This window comes from Pseudomonas sp. HLT2-19-2, from assembly GCF_054898005.1.
On sequence record NZ_CM142712.1, the window covers coordinates 865170 to 883563 of the forward strand.

Genomic DNA, 18394 nt, shown 5'->3' on the forward strand with positions numbered 1-18394 from the left:
GATTGTTCTTTGCTGTCTGCCGAGCTTTCCATGCCTGAACTGCTTGACCGCTACCCGCTGACGGCGGGCACCTATCACGAGTTGCTCGACGACAGCGGCGCCGTGCGCCCGCATTGGCGTCGGGTGTTCGACCAATTGCAGCGCAGCACGCCAACACAATTGGTGCAGCGTCAGGCCCTGCTGACCCGGCAGATCCAGGAAAACGGCGTGACCTATAACGTCTACGCCGATCCCAAGGGGGCCGATCGGCCGTGGGAGCTCGATCTGCTACCGCACGTGATCGCTGCTGACGAATGGCAGCAGTTGTCGGCCGGGATCGCCCAGCGGGCACGCTTGCTCAATGCTGTGCTGGCAGATTTATACGGGCCGCAACGGTTAATCGCCGAGGGGCTGCTGCCGGCTGAACTGGTTTTCGGTCACAACAACTTCCTCTGGCCCTGTCAGGGCACCACGCCGCCCGACGGGGCTTTTTTGCATCTGTATGCCGTGGATCTGGCGCGTACGCCTGACGGTCGCTGGTGGGTCACGGCGGACCGGACGCAAGCGCCGTCCGGCGCCGGTTACGCCTTGGAAAACCGCACCATCGTGTCCCGGGCCTTTCCCGAGTTGTACCGCGATTTGAAAGTGCAGCACCTGGCCGGGTTCTTCCGCACGCTTCAGGAAACCCTGGCCCGTCAGGCGCCGAGCGATGACGAAGCGCCGCTGATCGTGCTGCTGACACCGGGACGTTTCAACGAAAGCTATTTCGAACACCTCTATCTGGCGCGCCAGCTCGGTTATCCACTGGTAGAGGGCGGCGACCTGACGGTGCGCGACGCTACGGTCTACCTGAAAACCCTGAGCGGATTGCGCCGGGTCCACGCGATCATGCGGCGGCTCGACGATGACTTCTGCGACCCGCTTGAGCTGCGCACCGACTCGGCCCTTGGCGTGCCGGGATTGCTGGAGGCGGTACGCCAAAGGCGAGTGCTGGTGGCCAATGCCCTCGGCAGCGGTGTGCTGGAGTCGCCGGGATTGCTGGGATTCCTGCCGAGAATCAATCAATTCCTGTTCGGCGAAGAACTGATTCTGCCCTCCATCGCAACCTGGTGGTGCGGTGAAGCGCCGGTGCTGGATCAGGCCTTGGAAAAATTACCGGAGTTGTTGATCAAACCGGCTTTTCCGTCACAGAGCTTCGATCCGGTATTTGGCCGTGATTTGAGTGAAAAACAGCGTGAGGTACTGGCCGAGCGCATGCAGGCCCGACCTTATGCCTATGTCGCGCAAGAATTGGCTCATCTCTCTCAAGCCCCGATCTGGCAGGCTGAAGAGGGTCACCTGCAACCCCGGGCCATCGGCATGCGCATGTACGCAGTGGCCAGCCGTGATGGCTATCGGGTGCTGCCCGGCGGCCTCACCCGCGTTGCCGCCGAAGCTGACGCCGAAGTGGTGTCGATGCAGCGCGGTGGCGCGAGCAAAGACACCTGGGTGTTGGGCGATCGCCCGCCGAGCGGCGAGCAATGGAAAACCCAGCGTACGATCGGCGTGCACGACCTGGTGAGACGCGATCCGTATCTGCCGTCGCGGGTGGTGGAAAATCTGTTCTGGTTCGGGCGTTACTGCGAGCGCTGTGATGACAGTGCGCGGTTATTGCGGATCATGCTGGCGCGTTATGTCGATGGCGATGACCCGCAAGCCTTGAAGGCGGCGGTCGACCTGGGCGAACGGTTGATGTTGTTGCCCGATGAAGGCGAGTTGCCGGAGCGTTTGCTGGCGGCATTGCTCGGCGATGACTGGCCGTTCAGCCTGCGCTCCAACCTGCAACGTTTGCAGTGGGCGGCCTCGCAAGTGCGCGGCAAGCTCTCGCGGGAAAACTGGCAGGCGCTGGTGGAGTTGCAGCGCGAGGCCATGGAGCTGGAAACCGAAGAGCCGGATTTCGGCGAATTGCTGGATTTCCTCAACCGTCTGGTGATGTCCCTGGCGGCGTTATCCGGTTTCGCCCTCGACGACATGACCCGGGACGAAGGCTGGCGCTTCCTGATGATCGGCCGCCGGATCGAACGTCTGCAATTTCTCAGCGCCAGCCTGGCGGCATTTCTGCGCGGTGCCGGTACTTTCGATCAGGCCGGACTGGAATGGCTGCTGGAGCTGGGCAACAGCAGCATCACTTACCGCTCGCGGTATCTGGCGGTGGCGCAACTGATTCCGGTGCTCGACCTGTTGCTGCTCGACGAGCAGAACCCCCACGCCGTGCTGTTCCAGTTGAAACTGGTGACTCGAACCTTGAAACGCTTGAATGATGACTTCGGCGTGCCTCGCGAAGCGGGGTTGCCGCAGTTGGTGGAACGCTTGGCACAGTTCGATCTGGGATGCCTGGAGAACCCGCTGTTCGGCGCAGCCAGCGTTCGGGCGGCCATTGAGGGGCTGGCCGACCTGTTGCAAGAAATCGCCGACGCCAGCGGGCAAGTGTCGGATCGTCTGGCCTTGCGCCATTTCGCCCATGTCGATGACGTCAGCCAGCGCACGGTGTCCGTCTGATGAGCGCCCACTACCAGATTCTCCACGACACCCATTATCACTACGACAGCCCGGTCTCTCTGGCTCAGCAGCTCGCGCACCTGTGGCCGCGGGCGTGTGCCTGGCAGCGCTGCACCGAACAGCAATTGCAGATCAGTCCCGCCCCGACATCACGCCGCGATGAACTGGATGTGTTCGGCAATCCGCTGACCCGGTTGGCGTTCGAGCGGCCGCACGATGAATTGCTGGTCAATGCCCGGCTCACCGTCGAAGTGCTGGCCCGGCCGGCGCTGGATTTCAATCAATCCCCCGCGTGGGAAGAAACCCGCAACGCGCTGACCTACAGCAGTCAGCCGCTTTCCCCGCAATTGCTGGAAGCGTGTCGTTACCGGTTCGAATCGCCCTATGTGCATTTGAAGCACAACTTCGTCGAGTTCTCGCAAAGCTGCTTTCCACTGGGTCGGCCGCTGATGCTGGGTGTACAGGCGCTGATGGAGAAAATCTTCAGCGAGTTCACGTTCGATGCCGAAGCGACTCAGGTGGCGACGCCGCTGGTGGAAGTGCTGGAGCGCCGGCGCGGCGTTTGTCAGGACTTCGCTCACCTGATGCTTGCTTGCGTTCGCTCTCGTGGTTTGGCGGCTCGTTACATCAGCGGCTACCTGCTGACCCAGCCACCACCGGGCCAGCCGCGACTGATCGGCGCCGATGCTTCACATGCCTGGGTATCAGTATTTTGCCCGGTGCTCGGCTGGGTGGATTTCGACCCGACCAACAACGTGCGACCAGCGCTGGAACACATCACTTTGGCCTGGGGCCGGGATTTCTCCGATGTCTCGCCGTTGCGTGGGGTGATTCTCGGCGGCGGCAACCATGATCCCGAGGTTCGGGTGACGGTGATGCCGTTGGATGAACGTAGTTCGTGATGCGGGGGATTTGTGAGGGTCAGCAACATCGTTGCTGACCCTGGACACAGATCCGGTGGGCCTGATCAGATCATCGGGCCCTGAGGGTCTCAGGCGTCGGGCGCCTGATCTTTCGGTGCTTCAACATCACTTTCTGCGGCCACTTCACCCTCTGCTTCCGGGTTCAGTGCGGCGGCTTCTTCTTCAGCTGTAGCTTTCTTGCGCTGAAGTTTTTCCTCTTTCTTCTGCTCCTTGGCCAAGTCTCTCTGACGTTTGGCGAAGGAATAATTGGGTTTAGCCATGGGCGATCCTCTGGGGTCGAAGGTGAGGTTGAGCGGCGCGTATTCTGCCCTGTATCGATGCCCAGCGGTTAGCTGGGTTTTTGCTCGATCCACTTTGGCACCACTGTCGGCTGCCAGGCGTCCAATGCATCGAGCAGAGATTGCGGCGATTCGCTCATTTGCAGCATGTCACGGTGCGGTTCGCGAACGAAGCCTTCGCCGACGATATGATCGAGAAAATCCGTCAATTTGCTATAGAAACCGTTCACTTCCAGCAGCCCCAGCGGTTTGCCGTGGTAACCGAGCTGCCCCCAGGTCCAGACTTCGAACAGTTCTTCCAGCGTGCCCAGGCCACCGGGCAGGGCGATAAAGGCGTCACTGAGCTCGGCCATCCGCGCCTTGCGCGCATGCATGCCGTCGACCACTTCCAGGCGAGTCAGGCCACTGTGGCCGACTTCTTTGTCTTTGAGGCTTTGCGGGATGATTCCGATCACTTCACCACCGGCCGCCAGCGCAGCGTCGGCGACGATTCCCATCAGCCCGACGGCACCGCCGCCATAGACCAGGGTCAGCTTGCGCTCGGCCAATGCTCGCCCCAAGGCGACAGCCGCTTCACGATAAGCCGGGTGGGTGCCGGTGCTGGCACCGCAAAATACACAAACGGACGCTAAAGACATGCCTTACTCCATGGGCAGTATTGCCACAGAGTAAAGGCAGGCATGCGGCGTTCCAAGGTCTAAACTTCGCGTTTAGGTGTTTCATAGGTACCGCTGGCGCCACAGGCGTAGGCGGCGAGCAAACTGCACAACAGGCTATTAAGGGACATGACAGCTCCAGATGAGTGATGACGACCTGATGATAGGGCTGCCCCAGACGTCTGGCTGGTAGATTGTTTCGATAGGTGTCATAGCCCGAAAGTTGTATACAATTTTTGATTCAGGTCATAGGAACTTGCGAAGACTTCAGGCAGTCTTCTGTCCATTCGCACTTTATGTTAACCCTGCCTTGGAGATTCACCATGTTTGCCAAACTTGTTGCGGTATCCCTGCTGACACTGGCCAGCAGCCAATTGATGGCTGCCGAGTGCAAAGTCACCGTTGACTCCACTGACCAGATGTCCTTCGACACCAAGGAAATCAGCATCGACAAGAGCTGCAAGACGTTCACCGTGGAGCTGAAACACTCCGGAAACCTGCCGAAAAACGTCATGGGTCATAACTGGGTCCTGAGCAAAGAAGCCGATATGCAGCCGATCGCCACCGCTGGCCTGGCCGCAGGCATCGAGAAGAGTTACCTGCCTGAAGGCGACGCACGCGTCATCGCCCACACCAAAATCATCGGCGCCAAGGAAACCGACTCGGTGACCTTCGACGTGTCGAAGCTTGATGCTGGCGAGAAGTACGGTTTCTTCTGCTCGTTCCCAGGCCACATCTCGATGATGAAAGGCACAGTTGTCCTGAAGTAATCAAATTGAACTCATAAAAAAAGCGTCCACTGGACGCTTTTTTTTGTGCCTGTTGTTCGCTCAATCAAGGCGCGAACGGCATCACTCGCTTGTGATGAGTCTTTTTGTACGTGTCGCAGATGATCTTGAATGCTTCATCGCGCACCGGCTCGCCGTGCAGGAAGGCGTCGATCTCGGCGTAGGTCACCCCGTGGGACGCTTCGTCCGGCTTGCCCGGCGACAGGTCTTCAAGGTCGGCAGTCGGGATTTTTTCCACCAACGACTCCGGCGCGCCGAAGCTGCGGGCGATGTCCCTGACCTGGTTTTTCACCAGACCGCTCAGGGGCGCGAGGTCGCAAGCGCCGTCACCGAATTTGGTGAAGAAGCCCATCACTGCTTCCGCCGCGTGGTCGGTGCCGATCACCAGGCCCTGGGCCGCGCCGGCGATGGTGTATTGGGCGACCATGCGCATCCGCGCCTTGGTGTTGCCAAGCACGAAATCCACCGAGACCGCATGCTTGCCTTCAAACGCCGCTACTTCGTTCGCCAGGGCTTTGACCGCCGGGCCGATGTTCACCGTGTGGCGTTCATCCGGGGCGATGAAGTCCACCGAGGCCTGGGCGTCGTGTTCGTCGAACTGGGTTTCGTACGGCAGGCGCACGGCGATGAACGTGTAGCTGTTGTCGCCGGTGCGCGTGCGCAGTTCGCGCATGGCACGCTGGGCCAGCAGACCGGCGGTCAGGGAATCGACGCCGCCGCTGATGCCCAGTACCAGGGTCTTGAGCCCGGAATTGACCAGGCAATCCTGGACGAAGGTAATCCGCCGGGCGACTTCAGCCTCGAGGGCGGCCTGGTCGGCGAACGGCGGCTGGACCTTAAGCTGTTCAGCAATCTCACGCTGTTCGGCTTGCATGAATTCACTCCTTGCTAGAAATGCTGGATGTACTGGAAAGGGCGGCAGGTACTTTGAAAACGTGTCGCAAATAGGCGACGAAATTCGGGTCTTTGCAGTGAGTCTTGCCGGGCTCATCGGAAATCTTTGCTACGGGCTGGCCGTTGCAGGCGGCCATTTTAAGCACGATGCTCATCGGTTCGACACCCGGAATATCACACGTCAGGTTAGTGCCGATGCCAAAGCTGACATTGATCCGACCGCGCAATGCCCGAAAAATCTCCAGGGACTTGGGCAGCGTCAGGCTGTCGGAGAACACCAACGTCTTGCTCATTGGGTCGATGCCCAGCTTGTGATAGTGAGCGATGGCCTTTTCCGCCCAGAGCACCGGGTCACCCGAATCATGACGCAAACCGTCAAAGAGCTTGGCGAAGTACAGGTCGAAATCGCTGAGAAAGGCATCCGTGGTGATGCAGTCGGTGAGGGCGATCCCCAATAGGCCGCGGTACTCGCGGACCCAGCAATCGAGGGCGGCAATCTGACTGTCGATCAGCCGTGGGCCAAGTTGCTGGTGGGCCATGATCCATTCGTGAGCCATGGTGCCCAACGGCTTCATGTCCAGCTCCCGTGAAAGATGCACGTTGCTGGTGCCGACGAAGCGTCCGGGGAAATCGTGCTTGAGCACGTTCACCACCTCTTCCTGCACTCGATACGAGAAGCGACGACGAGTGCCGAAATCGGCTACCTGCAGTTCAGACAATTCGTCTGCGTTGGCGTTGGCAGTCAACCAGTCGAACTTGCGATAGAGCTGTTCGCGCGCCTGCTCCAGCACGATCTCACGGTAGCGATAGCGGTTGCGCACCTCGCTGACGATGGACAACAGCGGCACTTCGAACAGGATCACGTGCAGCCATGGCCCGCGCAGGCGGATGAACAGCTCGCCGTTTTCGATGCCGGTATGGACGTAGCGCAGATTGAAGCGGAACAATCCGAGAAAGCGCAGGAAATCCGGCTTCATGAAGCTGATGCGCTCCATGAAACTCAACTGGTCGACACTTAGGCTCAACTCGGCGAGGCGTTCGATCTGGAAACGAATCTCCGCCAGGTACGGGCGCAAATCTTCGCTGTTACGGCAACGAAATTCCCATTCGACTTCCACGTTCGGGTAGTTGTGCAGCACCGCCTGCATCATCGTCAGTTTGTAGAAGTCGGTGTCGAGCAGGTTCTGCACGATGCGATCGCCAAACACGCTCTCGCTCATAACGGGGATCTCCAGGCTGGACGCGGCCCGTGGCAGCGACATTGCAGCTGTTTCAATGAATGGGGCTAGTGGCGCATATCAGGGACAAGGATTGCCAGTTTTTTTTGGACGCTGGTGCAAGGGCTCAATGCGCTGGCGCATCCGGATTGTCGATCTGCTCCAGCATCCACTTCACAAAATCCCGCACCTTGGGCACTTCCGCCGAATGCTCCGGATACGCCAGGTAATAGGCATCGGTGCTGGGCATCGCGTGCTGCCAGGGTATGACCAGTTTGCCGTCGGCCAATTCCTCTTCCACCAGAAATCGTGGCAACAGCGCCACTCCGCAGCCGACCTGGGCTGCGCGGATGCACATATAAAAGGTTTCGAAACGCGGGCCGTGGTAGCTGTGTTCGGTGTGGTAGCCCTGACTGTCGAACCAGTCGTGCCAGGCTTGGGGCCGGGAGGCGTTTTGCAGCAGGACCAGGTCGGTGAGTTGCGTGGGATCGGTGAAGGGTGTGTCCGGCAGGCTGCCCGGAGCGCAGACCGGCACCAACTCTTCGCCGAACAGCTTCAGGCACTCAGTGCCGGGTCGAGAGCCCTGGCCGAAGTAGAACGCCAGGTCGCTGCGACCTTGCAGCAGATCGTCGGCTTCATGCTCGCTGCACAAGTCCAGATGGATCGAGGGATGGCGCAGACGCCAACCCTTCAAGCGTGGCACTAGCCAGCGAGCGCCGAAGGTCGGAGGCGTCGAGACGCGCAGGACTTCGGTTTCACCGCCGTAGGAGCGCAGGTAGTGAGTCGACATCTCGACTTGTGTGAGGATTTTTCGTACCTCCACCAGGTACAAGTCACCGGCCGGAGTCATTTGCAGGCGTCGACGTACCCGGCGGAACAGCAGGTGCTGCAACAATTCTTCGAGTTGCGCGACCTGTTTGCTGACAGCGCTCTGGGTCAGGTTCAGCTCTTCGGCGGCCCGGGTGAAGCTCAAATGCCGGGTTACTGCCTCGAAACACTGCAGTGCAGTGATCGACGGCAGGTAGCGTTTATTCAGCATGGGTTGTCCTTTTTCTTGTTTCTTTCTTATCAGCAATTCGCAGCATGAATAAACGGAATGATATCTCTCTTAAAGGTCGTTTGTTGGGTAACCTCCGGAGCGCTAAAACTACAGGTCTGATCAGTCGTTATTTTCCGGCTGCACACATTCTGTTTTTTGCTTGAGGAGTGACCCATGGTTGCCGCATTGCTTGATCGTCTTGGTGTGAACCCGGCCCTGTACCAGAACGGCAAAGTGCCGGTGCATTCGCCGATCGATGGCAGCCAGATTGCCGCCGTGAACTGGGAAGGCGCCGCTGAAGTCGAGCAGCACATCAGTCGTGCAGATCATGCGTTCGAACTGTGGCGCAAGGTCCCGGCGCCGCGTCGTGGTGAACTGGTTCGTCAACTGGGCGATATCCTGCGTGAGTACAAGGCCGACCTCGGCGAGTTGGTGTCCTGGGAAGCCGGCAAGATCACTCAGGAAGGTCTGGGTGAAGTTCAGGAAATGATCGACATCTGCGATTTCGCCGTCGGCCTGTCCCGTCAGCTGTACGGTTTGACCATCGCTTCCGAGCGTCCTGGCCACCACATGCGCGAAACCTGGCATCCGCTGGGCATTGTTGGCGTCATCAGCGCGTTCAACTTCCCGGTGGCGGTCTGGGCCTGGAACACCGCGCTGGCACTGGTCTGCGGCAATCCGGTGATCTGGAAACCGTCGGAAAAAACCCCACTGACCGCACTGGCCTGCCAGGCGCTGTTCGACCGTGTACTGAAGAACTTCAGCGACGCGCCACCGCACCTTAGCCAAGTCATCATCGGCGGTCGCGATGCCGGCGAAGCCCTGGTCGATGACCCGCGTGTCGCGCTGATCAGCGCCACCGGCAGCACCCGCATGGGCCGCGAAGTGGCGCCGAAAATCGCCGCACGTTTCGCTCGCAGCATTCTGGAACTGGGCGGTAACAACGCAATGATCCTCGGCCCAAGCGCCGACCTGGACATGGCCGTACGGGCAATCCTGTTCAGCGCCGTCGGCACCGCCGGTCAGCGTTGCACCACGCTGCGCCGTCTGATTGCCCATGAATCGGTGAAAGAAGAAATCGTCACCCGCCTGAAAGCCGCTTACTCCAAAGTGCGCATCGGCAACCCACTGGAAGGCAACCTGATTGGTCCGCTGATCGACAAGCACAGCTTCGAAAACATGCAGGATGCGCTTGAGCAGGCCTTGAGCGAAGGCGGCCGGGTGTTCGGCGGCAAGCGCCAACTGGAAGACAAATTTCCTAACGCTTATTACGTCTCGCCGGCCATCGTTGAAATGCCGGAGCAGAGCGATGTGGTCTGCAGCGAAACCTTCGCGCCAATTCTATACGTGGTCGGTTACGAGGATTTCGACGAGGCCTTGCGCCTGAACAACGCCGTGCCACAAGGCTTGTCGTCGTGCATTTTCACCATTGACGTGCGTGAAGCCGAGCAGTTCATGTCGGCGGTGGGCAGCGACTGCGGCATCGCCAACGTCAATATCGGCCCGAGCGGCGCGGAAATCGGCGGGGCGTTTGGCGGTGAGAAAGAAACGGGCGGCGGTCGTGAATCCGGCTCCGATGCATGGCGCGGCTACATGCGCCGTCAGACGAATACCGTGAACTATTCGCTGGAGTTGCCGTTGGCTCAGGGTATTACCTTCGACTGATAGGCCTCTTCGCGGGCAAGCCTCGCTCCTACAGGACCGTGTTTGTGGCCACAATTGCGACACAACACAAAAAACCGTAGGAGCGAGGCTTGCCCGCGAAGCTTTTGCTTTGTTGTTTGTTAGGTTTCTGTTGGAGTCTGGCAATGCCGTTACGCGAAGAGTGTCTGTGGGAAAAACTGACGCCGCAAAGGCCCGACAACGGGTTGCTCAACGGCGAGTTTAAGGCTGATGTCTGCGTCATCGGCGCCGGTTTCACCGGTCTGTCGGCGGCGGTTCATCTGCTGGAAAAAGGCAAAAGTGTCTGCGTACTGGAAGCTCATCGCGCCGGTCATGGCGGTTCGGGGCGCAACGTCGGGCTGGTCAATGCCGGAATGTGGATTCCACCGGACGAGATCGAAGCCGGTTTCGGTGAGGCGATCGGCAGTCAGCTCAATCGCATGCTGGGTGCGGCACCGTCCTTGGTGTTCAGCCTGATCGACAAATACAACATCGATTGCCAGCTACGCCGCGAAGGCACGCTGCACATGGCGCACAACGCCCGTGGCGAAGCGGACTTGCGCAGTCGTGAGGAACAATGGAAACGTCGCGGCGCGCCGGTCGAACTGCTGACCGGTCAGGCATGCGAACAGGCAACGGGCACCCAAAAGATTGCCGCTGCACTGCTCGATCGACGTGCTGGCACCCTCAACCCAATGGCTTACACGACGGGGCTGGCCAAAGCGGCCATCGTTCTCGGCGGTCAGTTGTTCGATCATTCCCCGGTGACCCGGCTCGAACGTCAGGGCCAACGCTGGTCGGTACAAACCGCTCAGGGGTCGGTGCTTGCCGAGCAGGTCGTGATTGCCTCGAATGCTTACACCGAAGGTGACTGGACAGAATTGCGGCGCAACTTCTTCCCCGGTTATTACTATCAAGTGGCCTCGGTCCCGCTGACCGAAGAGGCTGCGCAGCAAATTCTCCCCGGTGGCCAAGGCTCCTGGGACACCCGTCAGGTACTCAGCAGTATTCGTCGAGATAAAGACGGTCGCCTGCTGCTCGGGAGCCTCGGTAATGGCAATCAGAAGCCGACCTGGTTCCTCAAGGCCTGGGCTGACCGGGTTCAGCAGCACTATTTCCCTTACCTCAAACCGGTGGAATGGGAGTGCACCTGGACCGGTTGCATTGCCTTCACCCCCGATCACTTGATGCGTTTGTTCGAGCCGGCGCCCGGTTTAGTGGCAGTCACCGGCTACAACGGCCGGGGCGTTACGACTGGCACTGTGGTCGGCAAAGCCTTTGCCGATTATTTGTGTGACGGTAATCCTCAAGCGCTACCGATTCCCTTTGCACCCATGCAGCCATTGGCGGGCGCGGGATTGCGCAGCTGTTTGTACGAGGCCGGATTCTCGCTGTATCACGCAGGCCAGTGCTTGCGGATCGTTATTTGATTGTTGAAATTTGTTGCTGAAAGCGGCGCTTTTTCGCGCAGCGACTAGCCTGTAAAAGGTGCGGGTTGTAGCAGTCCCGCTCCAGCAGTGTGCACTTCGGTGACGCACGTTGTTACAGGCTGGTTGCACATCGTTTGGCGCCGCGGTTGCAATGATGGCGCGCTCGGGTTGCGCCTTTAAAAATAAATGGTTTCACCTTCCGCGGTTTAGACGGTTGCACGCCCAATGAAAATGGGATCAAAACAGTCGAAATAACAATAAAGCAGCGACTTTTTTCAGAATAAAAAACCGATGGCACGGCCCTTGCTCTGAGCATTCAGTGAAGTCGCAGTGCCAACTAAAAAAAACCTTGGAGCACCACCTCATGTCCCAGACGTTTTACAAGAAAGGCTTTTTGGCCCTCGCAGTGGCAACTGCGTTGGGTGTGTCTGCGTTTGCACAGGCTGATGTGAAAATTGGTGTGGCGGGGCCGATGACAGGCGCCAACGCGGCATTTGGCGAGCAATACATGAAGGGTGCACAGGCTGCGGCCGATGCGGTCAACGCAGCGGGCGGCGTAAACGGGGAAAAAATCGTACTGGTCAAGGGCGATGACGCCTGCGAACCGAAACAGGCTGTGACGGTCGCCAAGGACCTGACCAACCAGAAAGTCGCTGGCGTTGTCGGTCACTTCTGCTCCTCCTCGACGATCCCGGCTTCGGAGATCTACGACGAAGCGGGCATTATCGCGATCACTCCGGGTTCCACCAACCCAGCGGTTACCGAGCGCGGCCTGAGTGCCATGTTCCGTATGTGCGGGCGTGACGACCAGCAAGGCATCGTGGCCGGTGACTACATCGTCGACGTGCTCAAGGGCAAGAAAGTCGTCGTCCTGCATGACAAGGACACCTACGGCCAAGGCCTGGCGGACGCTACTAAGGCCCAGCTGGAAAAACGCGGCGTGAAGCCGGTGCTGTACGAAGGCCTGACCCGTGGCGAAAAAGACTTCAGCACCATCGTTACCAAAATCCGCGGCGCTGGCGCCGACGTCGTCTACTTTGGTGGTCTGCACCCGGAAGCCGGTCCTCTGGTTCGCCAACTGCGTGAGCAAGGCCTCAAAGACGTCAAGTTCATGTCCGATGACGGCATCGTCACCGACGAACTGGTGACCACCGCGGGTGGCCCGCAATTCGTCGACGGCGTACTGATGACCTTCGGCGCTGACCCGCGCATGCTGCCAGACAGCAAGACCGTGGTTGACGCGTTCCGTAAAGCCGGTACCGAGCCTGAAGGCTACACCCTGTACGCCTACGCTTCGGTTCAGACCCTGGCAGCTGCCTTCAATGGTGCCAAATCCAACAAAGGCGAAGAAGCTGCCAAATGGCTGAAAGCCAACACGGTCAAAACCGTGATGGGCGACAAGGCTTGGGATTCCAAGGGCGACCTGAAAGTCTCCGACTACGTGGTTTACCAGTGGGACAAGGATGGCAAATACCACCAACTGGAAAAACAGAAGTGATATGAACGGCTGATTGCCCGGCGCCTTGTGCGCCGGGCAATCAAGAACATGTCCGTGCAGTACCTGTCTTTTCTCGTAGAGCTGCACACAACCCGCTTGCGTCGGCGGCTGAACCCCGGTCCGTCGTACTCGGCTTCTGTGCAGTCTCTCAAATGCGTGAGATTGCGTTATGGATGGTATTTTCCTGCAGCAACTGGTCAACGGCCTGACCCTCGGGTCGGTCTATGGCCTGATCGCCATCGGCTACACAATGGTCTATGGCATCATCGGCATGATCAACTTCGCCCATGGCGAGGTTTACATGATCTCTGCTTACCTAGCGGCGATCAGTCTGGCTCTGCTGGCATACTTCGGTATTGAATCCTTCCCTCTGCTGATGCTTGGCACACTGATCTTCACCATCATCGTCACGGCGGTGTATGGCTGGGTCATCGAACGGGTTGCCTATAAACCCCTGCGTAACTCCACCCGACTGGCACCGCTGATCAGCGCCATCGGCATTTCGCTGATCCTGCAAAACTATGCACAGATCGCCCAAGGCGCGAAGCAACAAGGGGTTCCGACCTTGCTCACGGGTGCCTGGCGCGTCGAAATCGGTACAGGTTTTGTGCAGTTGACCTACACCAAAATCTTCATTCTGATCGCAGCGTTTGCCGGGATGGCCCTGCTGACCTACGTCATCAAGTACACCAAGCTCGGCCGCATGTGCCGCGCTACCCAGCAAGATCGCAAGATGGCCTCGATTCTGGGGATCAACACCGATCGGGTGATTTCCTACGTGTTCATCATCGGTGCAGCGATGGCGGCCCTGGCCGGCGTGCTGATCACCATGAACTACGGCACGTTCGACTTCTACGCCGGCTTCATCATCGGGATCAAAGCGTTCACCGCAGCGGTACTCGGCGGGATTGGCTCGCTACCCGGTGCGATGCTCGGCGGGATCATTCTCGGGATTTCCGAGTCGTTGTTCTCAGGTCTGGTGAACTCGGACTACAAAGACGTTTTCAGCTTCTCGCTGCTCGTTCTCGTTCTGGTCTTTCGGCCCCAAGGCCTGCTCGGCCGTCCTCTTGTGTCGAAGGTGTAAGCGATGTCTTCAACCACTAAAAAAACCATTGATCTTAAAAGAAGCCTGGTTGACGCGATTCTTGCCGGCCTTGTCGCCCTGATTGTGTTCGGCCCGATTGTCGGCGTGGTCCTCGATGGCTATGGCTTCAACCTGGAAACGACCCGTGTGGCGGCGATTGTCGCCATCGTCATGGCGGGCCGCTTCGCCTTGAGCCTGTTCCTGCAAACCCCCAAGGGCCTGAGAATTCTCGAAGGCTTTGAAAGCACCGGTTCCGGGGTGCATGTATTGCCGCCTGACTACAAATCCCGGTTGCGCTGGATCATTCCGGTGTTGATCGTCGTAGCCGTGGTGTTCCCGTTTTTCTCCAACTCCTACCTGCTGGGCGTGGTCATCCTCGGGCTGATCTACGTGCTGCTGGGCCTGGGGCTGAACATCGTGGTCGGTCTGGCCGGCCTGCTCGACCTGGGTTACGTGGCGTTCTACGCCATCGGTGCTTATGGGTTGGCGCTCGGTTACCAATACCTTGGCTTGGGCTTCTGGACGGTGCTGCCGCTGGCGGCGATCATCGCTGGCCTTGCCGGCTGCATTCTCGGTTTTCCGGTGTTGCGCCTGCACGGTGACTACCTGGCAATCGTGACCCTGGGCTTCGGTGAAATCATCCGGTTGATCCTCAATAACTGGCTGTCCCTGACCGGTGGCCCGAATGGTATGGCGGCTCCATTGCCGACCTTCTTCGGCCTCGAGTTCGGCAAAAGGGCTAAAGAGGGCGGGGTGCCGTTTCATGAGTTTTTCGGCATCGCCTATAACCCGGACGTGAAGTACTTCTTCATCTACGCGGTGTTGTTCCTGGTGGTGCTGGCCGTGCTGTACGTCAAGCACCGTTTGACCCGCATGCCGGTCGGTCGCGCCTGGGAAGCCTTGCGTGAAGACGAAATTGCTTGCCGCTCCATGGGCCTTAACCACGTTCTGGTCAAGCTTTCGGCATTTACCATCGGTGCATCGACTGCCGGTCTGGCCGGTGTGTTCTTCGCCACCTATCAAGGCTTCGTCAACCCAACCTCGTTCACTTTTTTCGAATCGGCCCTGATTCTCGCCATCGTTGTACTCGGCGGCATGGGCTCGACCATCGGCGTGGTGATTGCGGCATTCGTGCTGACCGTCGCCCCGGAACTGCTGCGTGGTTTCGCGGAATATCGCGTGCTGCTGTTCGGCATCCTGATGGTGTTGATGATGATCTGGCGACCGCGCGGCCTGATTCGGATCAGCCGTACCGGTGTGACACCGCGTAAAGGAGTAGCGCCATGAGCGAAGTCGTACTCTCGGTAGAGAAGCTGATGATGCACTTCGGTGGCATCAAGGCGCTGAGTGATGTCAGCCTGAAGGTGCACCGCAATTCGATTTTCGCCCTGATCGGCCCCAACGGCGCCGGCAAGACCACGGTGTTCAACTGTCTGACCGGGTTCTACAAAGCCTCCGGCGGCAAAATCGAACTTAACATTCGCGGTGAGGAGACCAATGTCATCAAGCTGCTGGGTGAATCGTTCAAACCGACCGATTTCGTCTCGCCGAAATCTTTCGCCAGCCGGATGTACTACAAAATGTTCGGCGGCACCCATCTGGTGAACCGGGCCGGCCTGGCGCGGACGTTCCAGAACATTCGCCTATTCAAGGAAATGTCGGTGCTGGAAAACCTGCTGGTGGCCCAACACATGTGGGTCAACCGCAACCTGCTGGCCGGTATCTTCAACACAAAGGGCTACCGCAAGGCCGAAAGCGATGCGTTGGACCACGCCTTCTACTGGCTGGAAGTCGTCGACCTGGTGGACTGCGCCAACCGTCTGGCCGGTGAACTGTCCTACGGCCAGCAGCGCCGTCTGGAAATCGCCCGGGCCATGTGTACCCGTCCGCAGATCATCTGCCTCGACGAACCGGCCGCTGGCCTCAACCCTCAGGAAACCGAAGCGCTGAGCGCGATGATCCGGCTGCTGCGCGACGAGCACGATCTGACCGTGGTGCTGATCGAACACGACATGGGCATGGTAATGAGCATTTCTGACCACATCGTGGTACTGGACCACGGGATCGTCATCGCCGAGGGCGGCCCCGACGATATACGCCGCGATCCGAAAGTGATTGCGGCCTATCTGGGCGCCGATGAAGAGGAAGTGGTGCTATGAGCCAACCCATCCTCGAACTCAAGGAACTGGACGTGTTTTACGGGCCGATCCAGGCCCTGAAGAAAGTCTCGCTGTCCATCAACGAAGGTGAAACCGTCAGCCTGATCGGCTCCAACGGCGCTGGCAAGTCGACATTGCTGATGTCGATCTTCGGTCAGCCGAGGGCGGCGGACGGGCAGATCATTTATCAGGGTGTAGATATCACCCATAAGTCGTCCCACTACATCGCCTCCCACGGTATCGCTCAATCGCCGGAAGGCCGGCGGGTATTCCCCGACATGACCGTCGAGGAAAACCTGTTGATGGGTACCATCCCTATCGGTGACAAGTACGCCACCGAGGACATGCAGCGCATGTTCGAGCTGTTTCCGCGGCTCAAGGAACGGCGTACCCAGCGGGCCATGACCATGTCCGGCGGCGAACAGCAAATGCTCGCCATCGCCCGCGCGCTGATGAGCCGTCCAAAATTGCTGTTGCTCGATGAGCCGAGCCTGGGGCTGGCACCGATTGTGGTGAAACAGATCTTCGCGACCCTGCGGGAACTGGCGAGTACCGGCATGACCATCTTCCTGGTGGAGCAGAATGCCAACCACGCCCTCAAACTGTCGGACCGGGCGTATGTGATGGTCAACGGTGAGATCCGCCTCACTGGCACCGGCAAGGAACTGCTGGTTAACGAGGAAGTGCGTAACGCTTATCTCGGCGGCCACTAAACTGCTGAGCGCATAAAAAACGCCCTGACGAATCCACGTCAGGGCGTTTTTTTATGCCGGTCGTAAAGGTTTTTTGAAATTGTGGAAAACAATATTCACAAGCTCTCAAAGCGCGACATAAAGACGCTGCAAATAGTTGTTTTGTCACGGTTTTGACTTGTCCCCGTTTGCTGTGGAGCTGGCTGTGAATAACGTGGGAGTAGCTGGCTGAAAGCCTTTGAAACCGTGGCTTGTAGAGTTGTGGTTGTTTTTTGATCAGGCGTTTTTGCGGGGCCGTGAGCGGGCTTTGTCAACCTTTTTGTTGGTGACGAAAGTAGGCTGAAATGTGCGGGAGCTACCTGTGGATAAGTCTGTGGTTAAACTCTGGAAAGACTCGGCTGAAGGCCGTAGTTACTGGCTTGGCGCCATCGTCGGTGGGGCCGGTCAATCGTGCAAAATGCCATGAGCAACACAGGCGGCATTCCAGGGTCAAGCAAAAAAATTTCCAATTTGCCTGCAAAGCCTTGTGCACAGCGGCTTACAGCTTTTCCACTTGCCCCCGGAAACTGTGGACCGGCCTGTGGATAAGGTGCGCGCACATGGCTGAAAGCCACGGCGTGCAAGGGATCGCAAGGTTTGGTCGTTTTTTGTACAGCTGGTGCAGTAGTTGCCGCTGTGGGCAAGGCCGGGCATGCTGCCTGCTGATTTTCTATTCCAGTGGCTGCCGATCAGCCGAAGCAAGGAGAACACGATGTCCAACACCCTGTTTATTACCGGCGCGACCTCCGGTTTTGGTGAAGCCTGCGCCCGTCGTTTTGCCGAGGCTGGCTGGAAACTGGTGCTGACCGGCCGTCGTGAAGAGCGCCTGAATGCGCTGTGCGCCGAGTTGTCGAAGCAGACCGAGGTCCATGGCGTGGTGCTCGACGTGCGTGATCGCAAGGCCATGGAGGAGGCGATTGCCAACCTGCCGCCGTCCTTCGCCAAACTACGCGGCTTGATCAACAACGCCGGCCTGGCCCTGGGCGTTGACCCGGCGCCGAAGTGCGACCTCGACGATTGGGACACCATGGTCGATACCAACATCAAAGGCCTGATGTACAGCACTCGTCTGCTGTTACCACGCCTGATCGCTCACGGTCGCGGCGCCGGCATCGTCAACCTTGGTTCCATCGCCGGCAACTACCCGTACCCGGGCAGTCACGTGTATGGCGCGAGCAAGGCGTTCGTCAAACAGTTCTCCCTGAACCTGCGCTGCGACCTGCAAGGTACGGGCGTGCGGGTCAGCAACATCGAGCCTGGCCTGTGCGAAAGCGAGTTCTCACTGGTGCGTTTCGCCGGTGATCAGGAGCGTTACAACGCCACCTACGCCGGTGCCGAGCCGATTCAGCCGCAAGACATCGCCGACACCATTTTCTGGGTGCTCAATGCCCCGGCGCACATCAACATCAACAGCCTGGAACTGATGCCGGTGAGCCAGACGTGGAGCGGGTTTGCGATTGAGCGTAATGCCAAGGCTTAAGACCGCGTAACGGCCATCGCGAGCTTGCTCGCGATGGC

The 18394-nt window shown here is 58.9% G+C and carries 16 protein-coding genes; 11 read left to right on the forward strand and 5 right to left on the reverse strand.

The annotated features are described in order from the left end of the window. Nucleotides 1-30: 30 nt before the first annotated feature. A complete protein-coding gene (locus ACYZTU_RS04000; protein ID WP_461968182.1) occupies nucleotides 31-2517 on the forward strand; it encodes a circularly permuted type 2 ATP-grasp protein in 2487 nt (828 codons plus the stop codon). Further along, on the forward strand, nucleotides 2517-3419 hold the full coding sequence (locus ACYZTU_RS04005; RefSeq protein WP_461968183.1) for a transglutaminase family protein: 903 nt from the start codon (nucleotides 2517-2519) through the stop codon (nucleotides 3417-3419). Before ACYZTU_RS04000 ends, ACYZTU_RS04005 begins: the two co-directional genes overlap by 1 nt. Before the next feature lie 89 nt (nucleotides 3420-3508). On the opposite strand, the gene ACYZTU_RS04010 is transcribed toward ACYZTU_RS04005, so the two are convergent. Next, a complete protein-coding gene (locus ACYZTU_RS04010; RefSeq protein ID WP_110660080.1) occupies nucleotides 3509-3700 on the reverse strand; it encodes a hypothetical protein in 192 nt (63 codons plus the stop codon). Between the two features lie 68 nt (nucleotides 3701-3768). Next, nucleotides 3769-4356, reverse strand: a complete 588-nt coding sequence (locus ACYZTU_RS04015) for an LOG family protein (protein ID WP_461968185.1) — start codon at nucleotides 4354-4356, stop codon at nucleotides 3769-3771. 341 nt (nucleotides 4357-4697) lie between these two features. On the opposite strand from ACYZTU_RS04015, the gene azu reads away from it, so the two are divergent. After that, on the forward strand, nucleotides 4698-5144 hold the full coding sequence (gene azu / locus ACYZTU_RS04020) for an azurin (protein ID WP_282376711.1): 447 nt from the start codon (nucleotides 4698-4700) through the stop codon (nucleotides 5142-5144). Nucleotides 5145-5208: 64 nt separating this feature from the next. On the opposite strand, the gene nadE is transcribed toward azu, so the two are convergent. From nadE to ACYZTU_RS04035, 3 genes are all read right to left on the reverse strand, one after another. Then, complete coding sequence (gene nadE, locus ACYZTU_RS04025) at nucleotides 5209-6036, reverse strand: ammonia-dependent NAD(+) synthetase (protein WP_461968187.1); 828 nt, start codon at nucleotides 6034-6036, stop codon at nucleotides 5209-5211. Nucleotides 6037-6040: 4 nt separating this feature from the next. Further along, on the reverse strand, nucleotides 6041-7276 hold the full coding sequence (gene pncB, locus ACYZTU_RS04030; RefSeq protein ID WP_461968189.1) for a nicotinate phosphoribosyltransferase: 1236 nt from the start codon (nucleotides 7274-7276) through the stop codon (nucleotides 6041-6043). 124 nt (nucleotides 7277-7400) lie between these two features. Next, a complete protein-coding gene (locus ACYZTU_RS04035) occupies nucleotides 7401-8312 on the reverse strand; it encodes a LysR family transcriptional regulator (protein WP_461968191.1) in 912 nt (303 codons plus the stop codon). A gap of 174 nt (nucleotides 8313-8486) precedes the next feature. On the opposite strand from ACYZTU_RS04035, the gene amaB reads away from it, so the two are divergent. The 8 genes from amaB (at nucleotide 8487) to ACYZTU_RS04075 (ending at nucleotide 18356) form a co-directional block, all read left to right on the forward strand. Beyond that, entirely contained in the window at nucleotides 8487-9977 is a 1491-nt protein-coding gene (gene amaB / locus ACYZTU_RS04040; RefSeq protein ID WP_461968193.1) for an L-piperidine-6-carboxylate dehydrogenase, read from the forward strand. Between the two features lie 143 nt (nucleotides 9978-10120). Beyond that, nucleotides 10121-11404 (forward strand): L-pipecolate oxidase, encoded by a 1284-nt coding sequence (gene amaA, locus ACYZTU_RS04045; protein WP_461968195.1) that lies wholly within the window; start codon nucleotides 10121-10123, stop codon nucleotides 11402-11404. A 364-nt stretch (nucleotides 11405-11768) separates the two neighbouring features. Then, nucleotides 11769-12902, forward strand: coding sequence for an ABC transporter substrate-binding protein (locus ACYZTU_RS04050; RefSeq protein WP_347804596.1), 1134 nt, complete (start codon nucleotides 11769-11771; stop codon nucleotides 12900-12902). Nucleotides 12903-13071: 169 nt separating this feature from the next. Further along, entirely contained in the window at nucleotides 13072-13986 is a 915-nt protein-coding gene (locus ACYZTU_RS04055; RefSeq protein ID WP_403142210.1) for an ABC transporter permease subunit, read from the forward strand. A 3-nt stretch (nucleotides 13987-13989) separates the two neighbouring features. Further along, nucleotides 13990-15273 carry a high-affinity branched-chain amino acid ABC transporter permease LivM gene (gene livM, locus ACYZTU_RS04060; protein ID WP_461968196.1) on the forward strand — a complete coding sequence of 428 codons (1284 nt, stop codon included), beginning with the start codon at nucleotides 13990-13992 and terminating at the stop codon, nucleotides 15271-15273. Further along, a complete protein-coding gene (locus tag ACYZTU_RS04065) occupies nucleotides 15270-16145 on the forward strand; it encodes an ABC transporter ATP-binding protein (protein ID WP_461968198.1) in 876 nt (291 codons plus the stop codon). The genes livM and ACYZTU_RS04065 overlap by 4 nt, the downstream gene beginning before the upstream one ends. After that, nucleotides 16142-16858 (forward strand): ABC transporter ATP-binding protein, encoded by a 717-nt coding sequence (locus tag ACYZTU_RS04070; RefSeq protein WP_461968200.1) that lies wholly within the window; start codon nucleotides 16142-16144, stop codon nucleotides 16856-16858. Before ACYZTU_RS04065 ends, ACYZTU_RS04070 begins: the two co-directional genes overlap by 4 nt. Nucleotides 16859-17588: 730 nt before the next feature. Next, nucleotides 17589-18356, forward strand: a complete 768-nt coding sequence (locus tag ACYZTU_RS04075; protein ID WP_461968202.1) for an SDR family oxidoreductase — start codon at nucleotides 17589-17591, stop codon at nucleotides 18354-18356. The last annotated feature ends 38 nt before the right edge of the window (nucleotides 18357-18394 follow it).

Excerpts from the sequence above, each read along its gene's own strand:
- pncB (WP_461968189.1), bottom strand. The coding sequence starts at position 7,276 with ATGAGCGAGAGCGTGTTTGGCGATCGCATCGTGCAGAACCTGCTCGAC.
- nadE (WP_461968187.1), bottom strand. The coding sequence starts at position 6,036 with ATGCAAGCCGAACAGCGTGAGATTGCTGAACAGCTTAAGGTCCAGCCG.
- ACYZTU_RS04005 (WP_461968183.1), top strand. The coding sequence starts at position 2,517 with ATGAGCGCCCACTACCAGATTCTCCACGACACCCATTATCACTACGAC.
- azu (WP_282376711.1), top strand. The coding sequence starts at position 4,698 with ATGTTTGCCAAACTTGTTGCGGTATCCCTGCTGACACTGGCCAGCAGC.
- livM (WP_461968196.1), top strand. The coding sequence starts at position 13,990 with ATGTCTTCAACCACTAAAAAAACCATTGATCTTAAAAGAAGCCTGGTT.
- ACYZTU_RS04050 (WP_347804596.1), top strand. The coding sequence starts at position 11,769 with ATGTCCCAGACGTTTTACAAGAAAGGCTTTTTGGCCCTCGCAGTGGCA.
- ACYZTU_RS04035 (WP_461968191.1), bottom strand. The coding sequence starts at position 8,312 with ATGCTGAATAAACGCTACCTGCCGTCGATCACTGCACTGCAGTGTTTC.
- ACYZTU_RS04015 (WP_461968185.1), bottom strand. The coding sequence starts at position 4,356 with ATGTCTTTAGCGTCCGTTTGTGTATTTTGCGGTGCCAGCACCGGCACC.
- ACYZTU_RS04070 (WP_461968200.1), top strand. The coding sequence starts at position 16,142 with ATGAGCCAACCCATCCTCGAACTCAAGGAACTGGACGTGTTTTACGGG.
- ACYZTU_RS04075 (WP_461968202.1), top strand. The coding sequence starts at position 17,589 with ATGTCCAACACCCTGTTTATTACCGGCGCGACCTCCGGTTTTGGTGAA.
- amaA (WP_461968195.1), top strand. The coding sequence starts at position 10,121 with ATGCCGTTACGCGAAGAGTGTCTGTGGGAAAAACTGACGCCGCAAAGG.
- ACYZTU_RS04010 (WP_110660080.1), bottom strand. The coding sequence starts at position 3,700 with ATGGCTAAACCCAATTATTCCTTCGCCAAACGTCAGAGAGACTTGGCC.
- ACYZTU_RS04000 (WP_461968182.1), top strand. The coding sequence starts at position 31 with ATGCCTGAACTGCTTGACCGCTACCCGCTGACGGCGGGCACCTATCAC.
- amaB (WP_461968193.1), top strand. The coding sequence starts at position 8,487 with ATGGTTGCCGCATTGCTTGATCGTCTTGGTGTGAACCCGGCCCTGTAC.
- ACYZTU_RS04065 (WP_461968198.1), top strand. The coding sequence starts at position 15,270 with ATGAGCGAAGTCGTACTCTCGGTAGAGAAGCTGATGATGCACTTCGGT.
- ACYZTU_RS04055 (WP_403142210.1), top strand. The coding sequence starts at position 13,072 with ATGGATGGTATTTTCCTGCAGCAACTGGTCAACGGCCTGACCCTCGGG.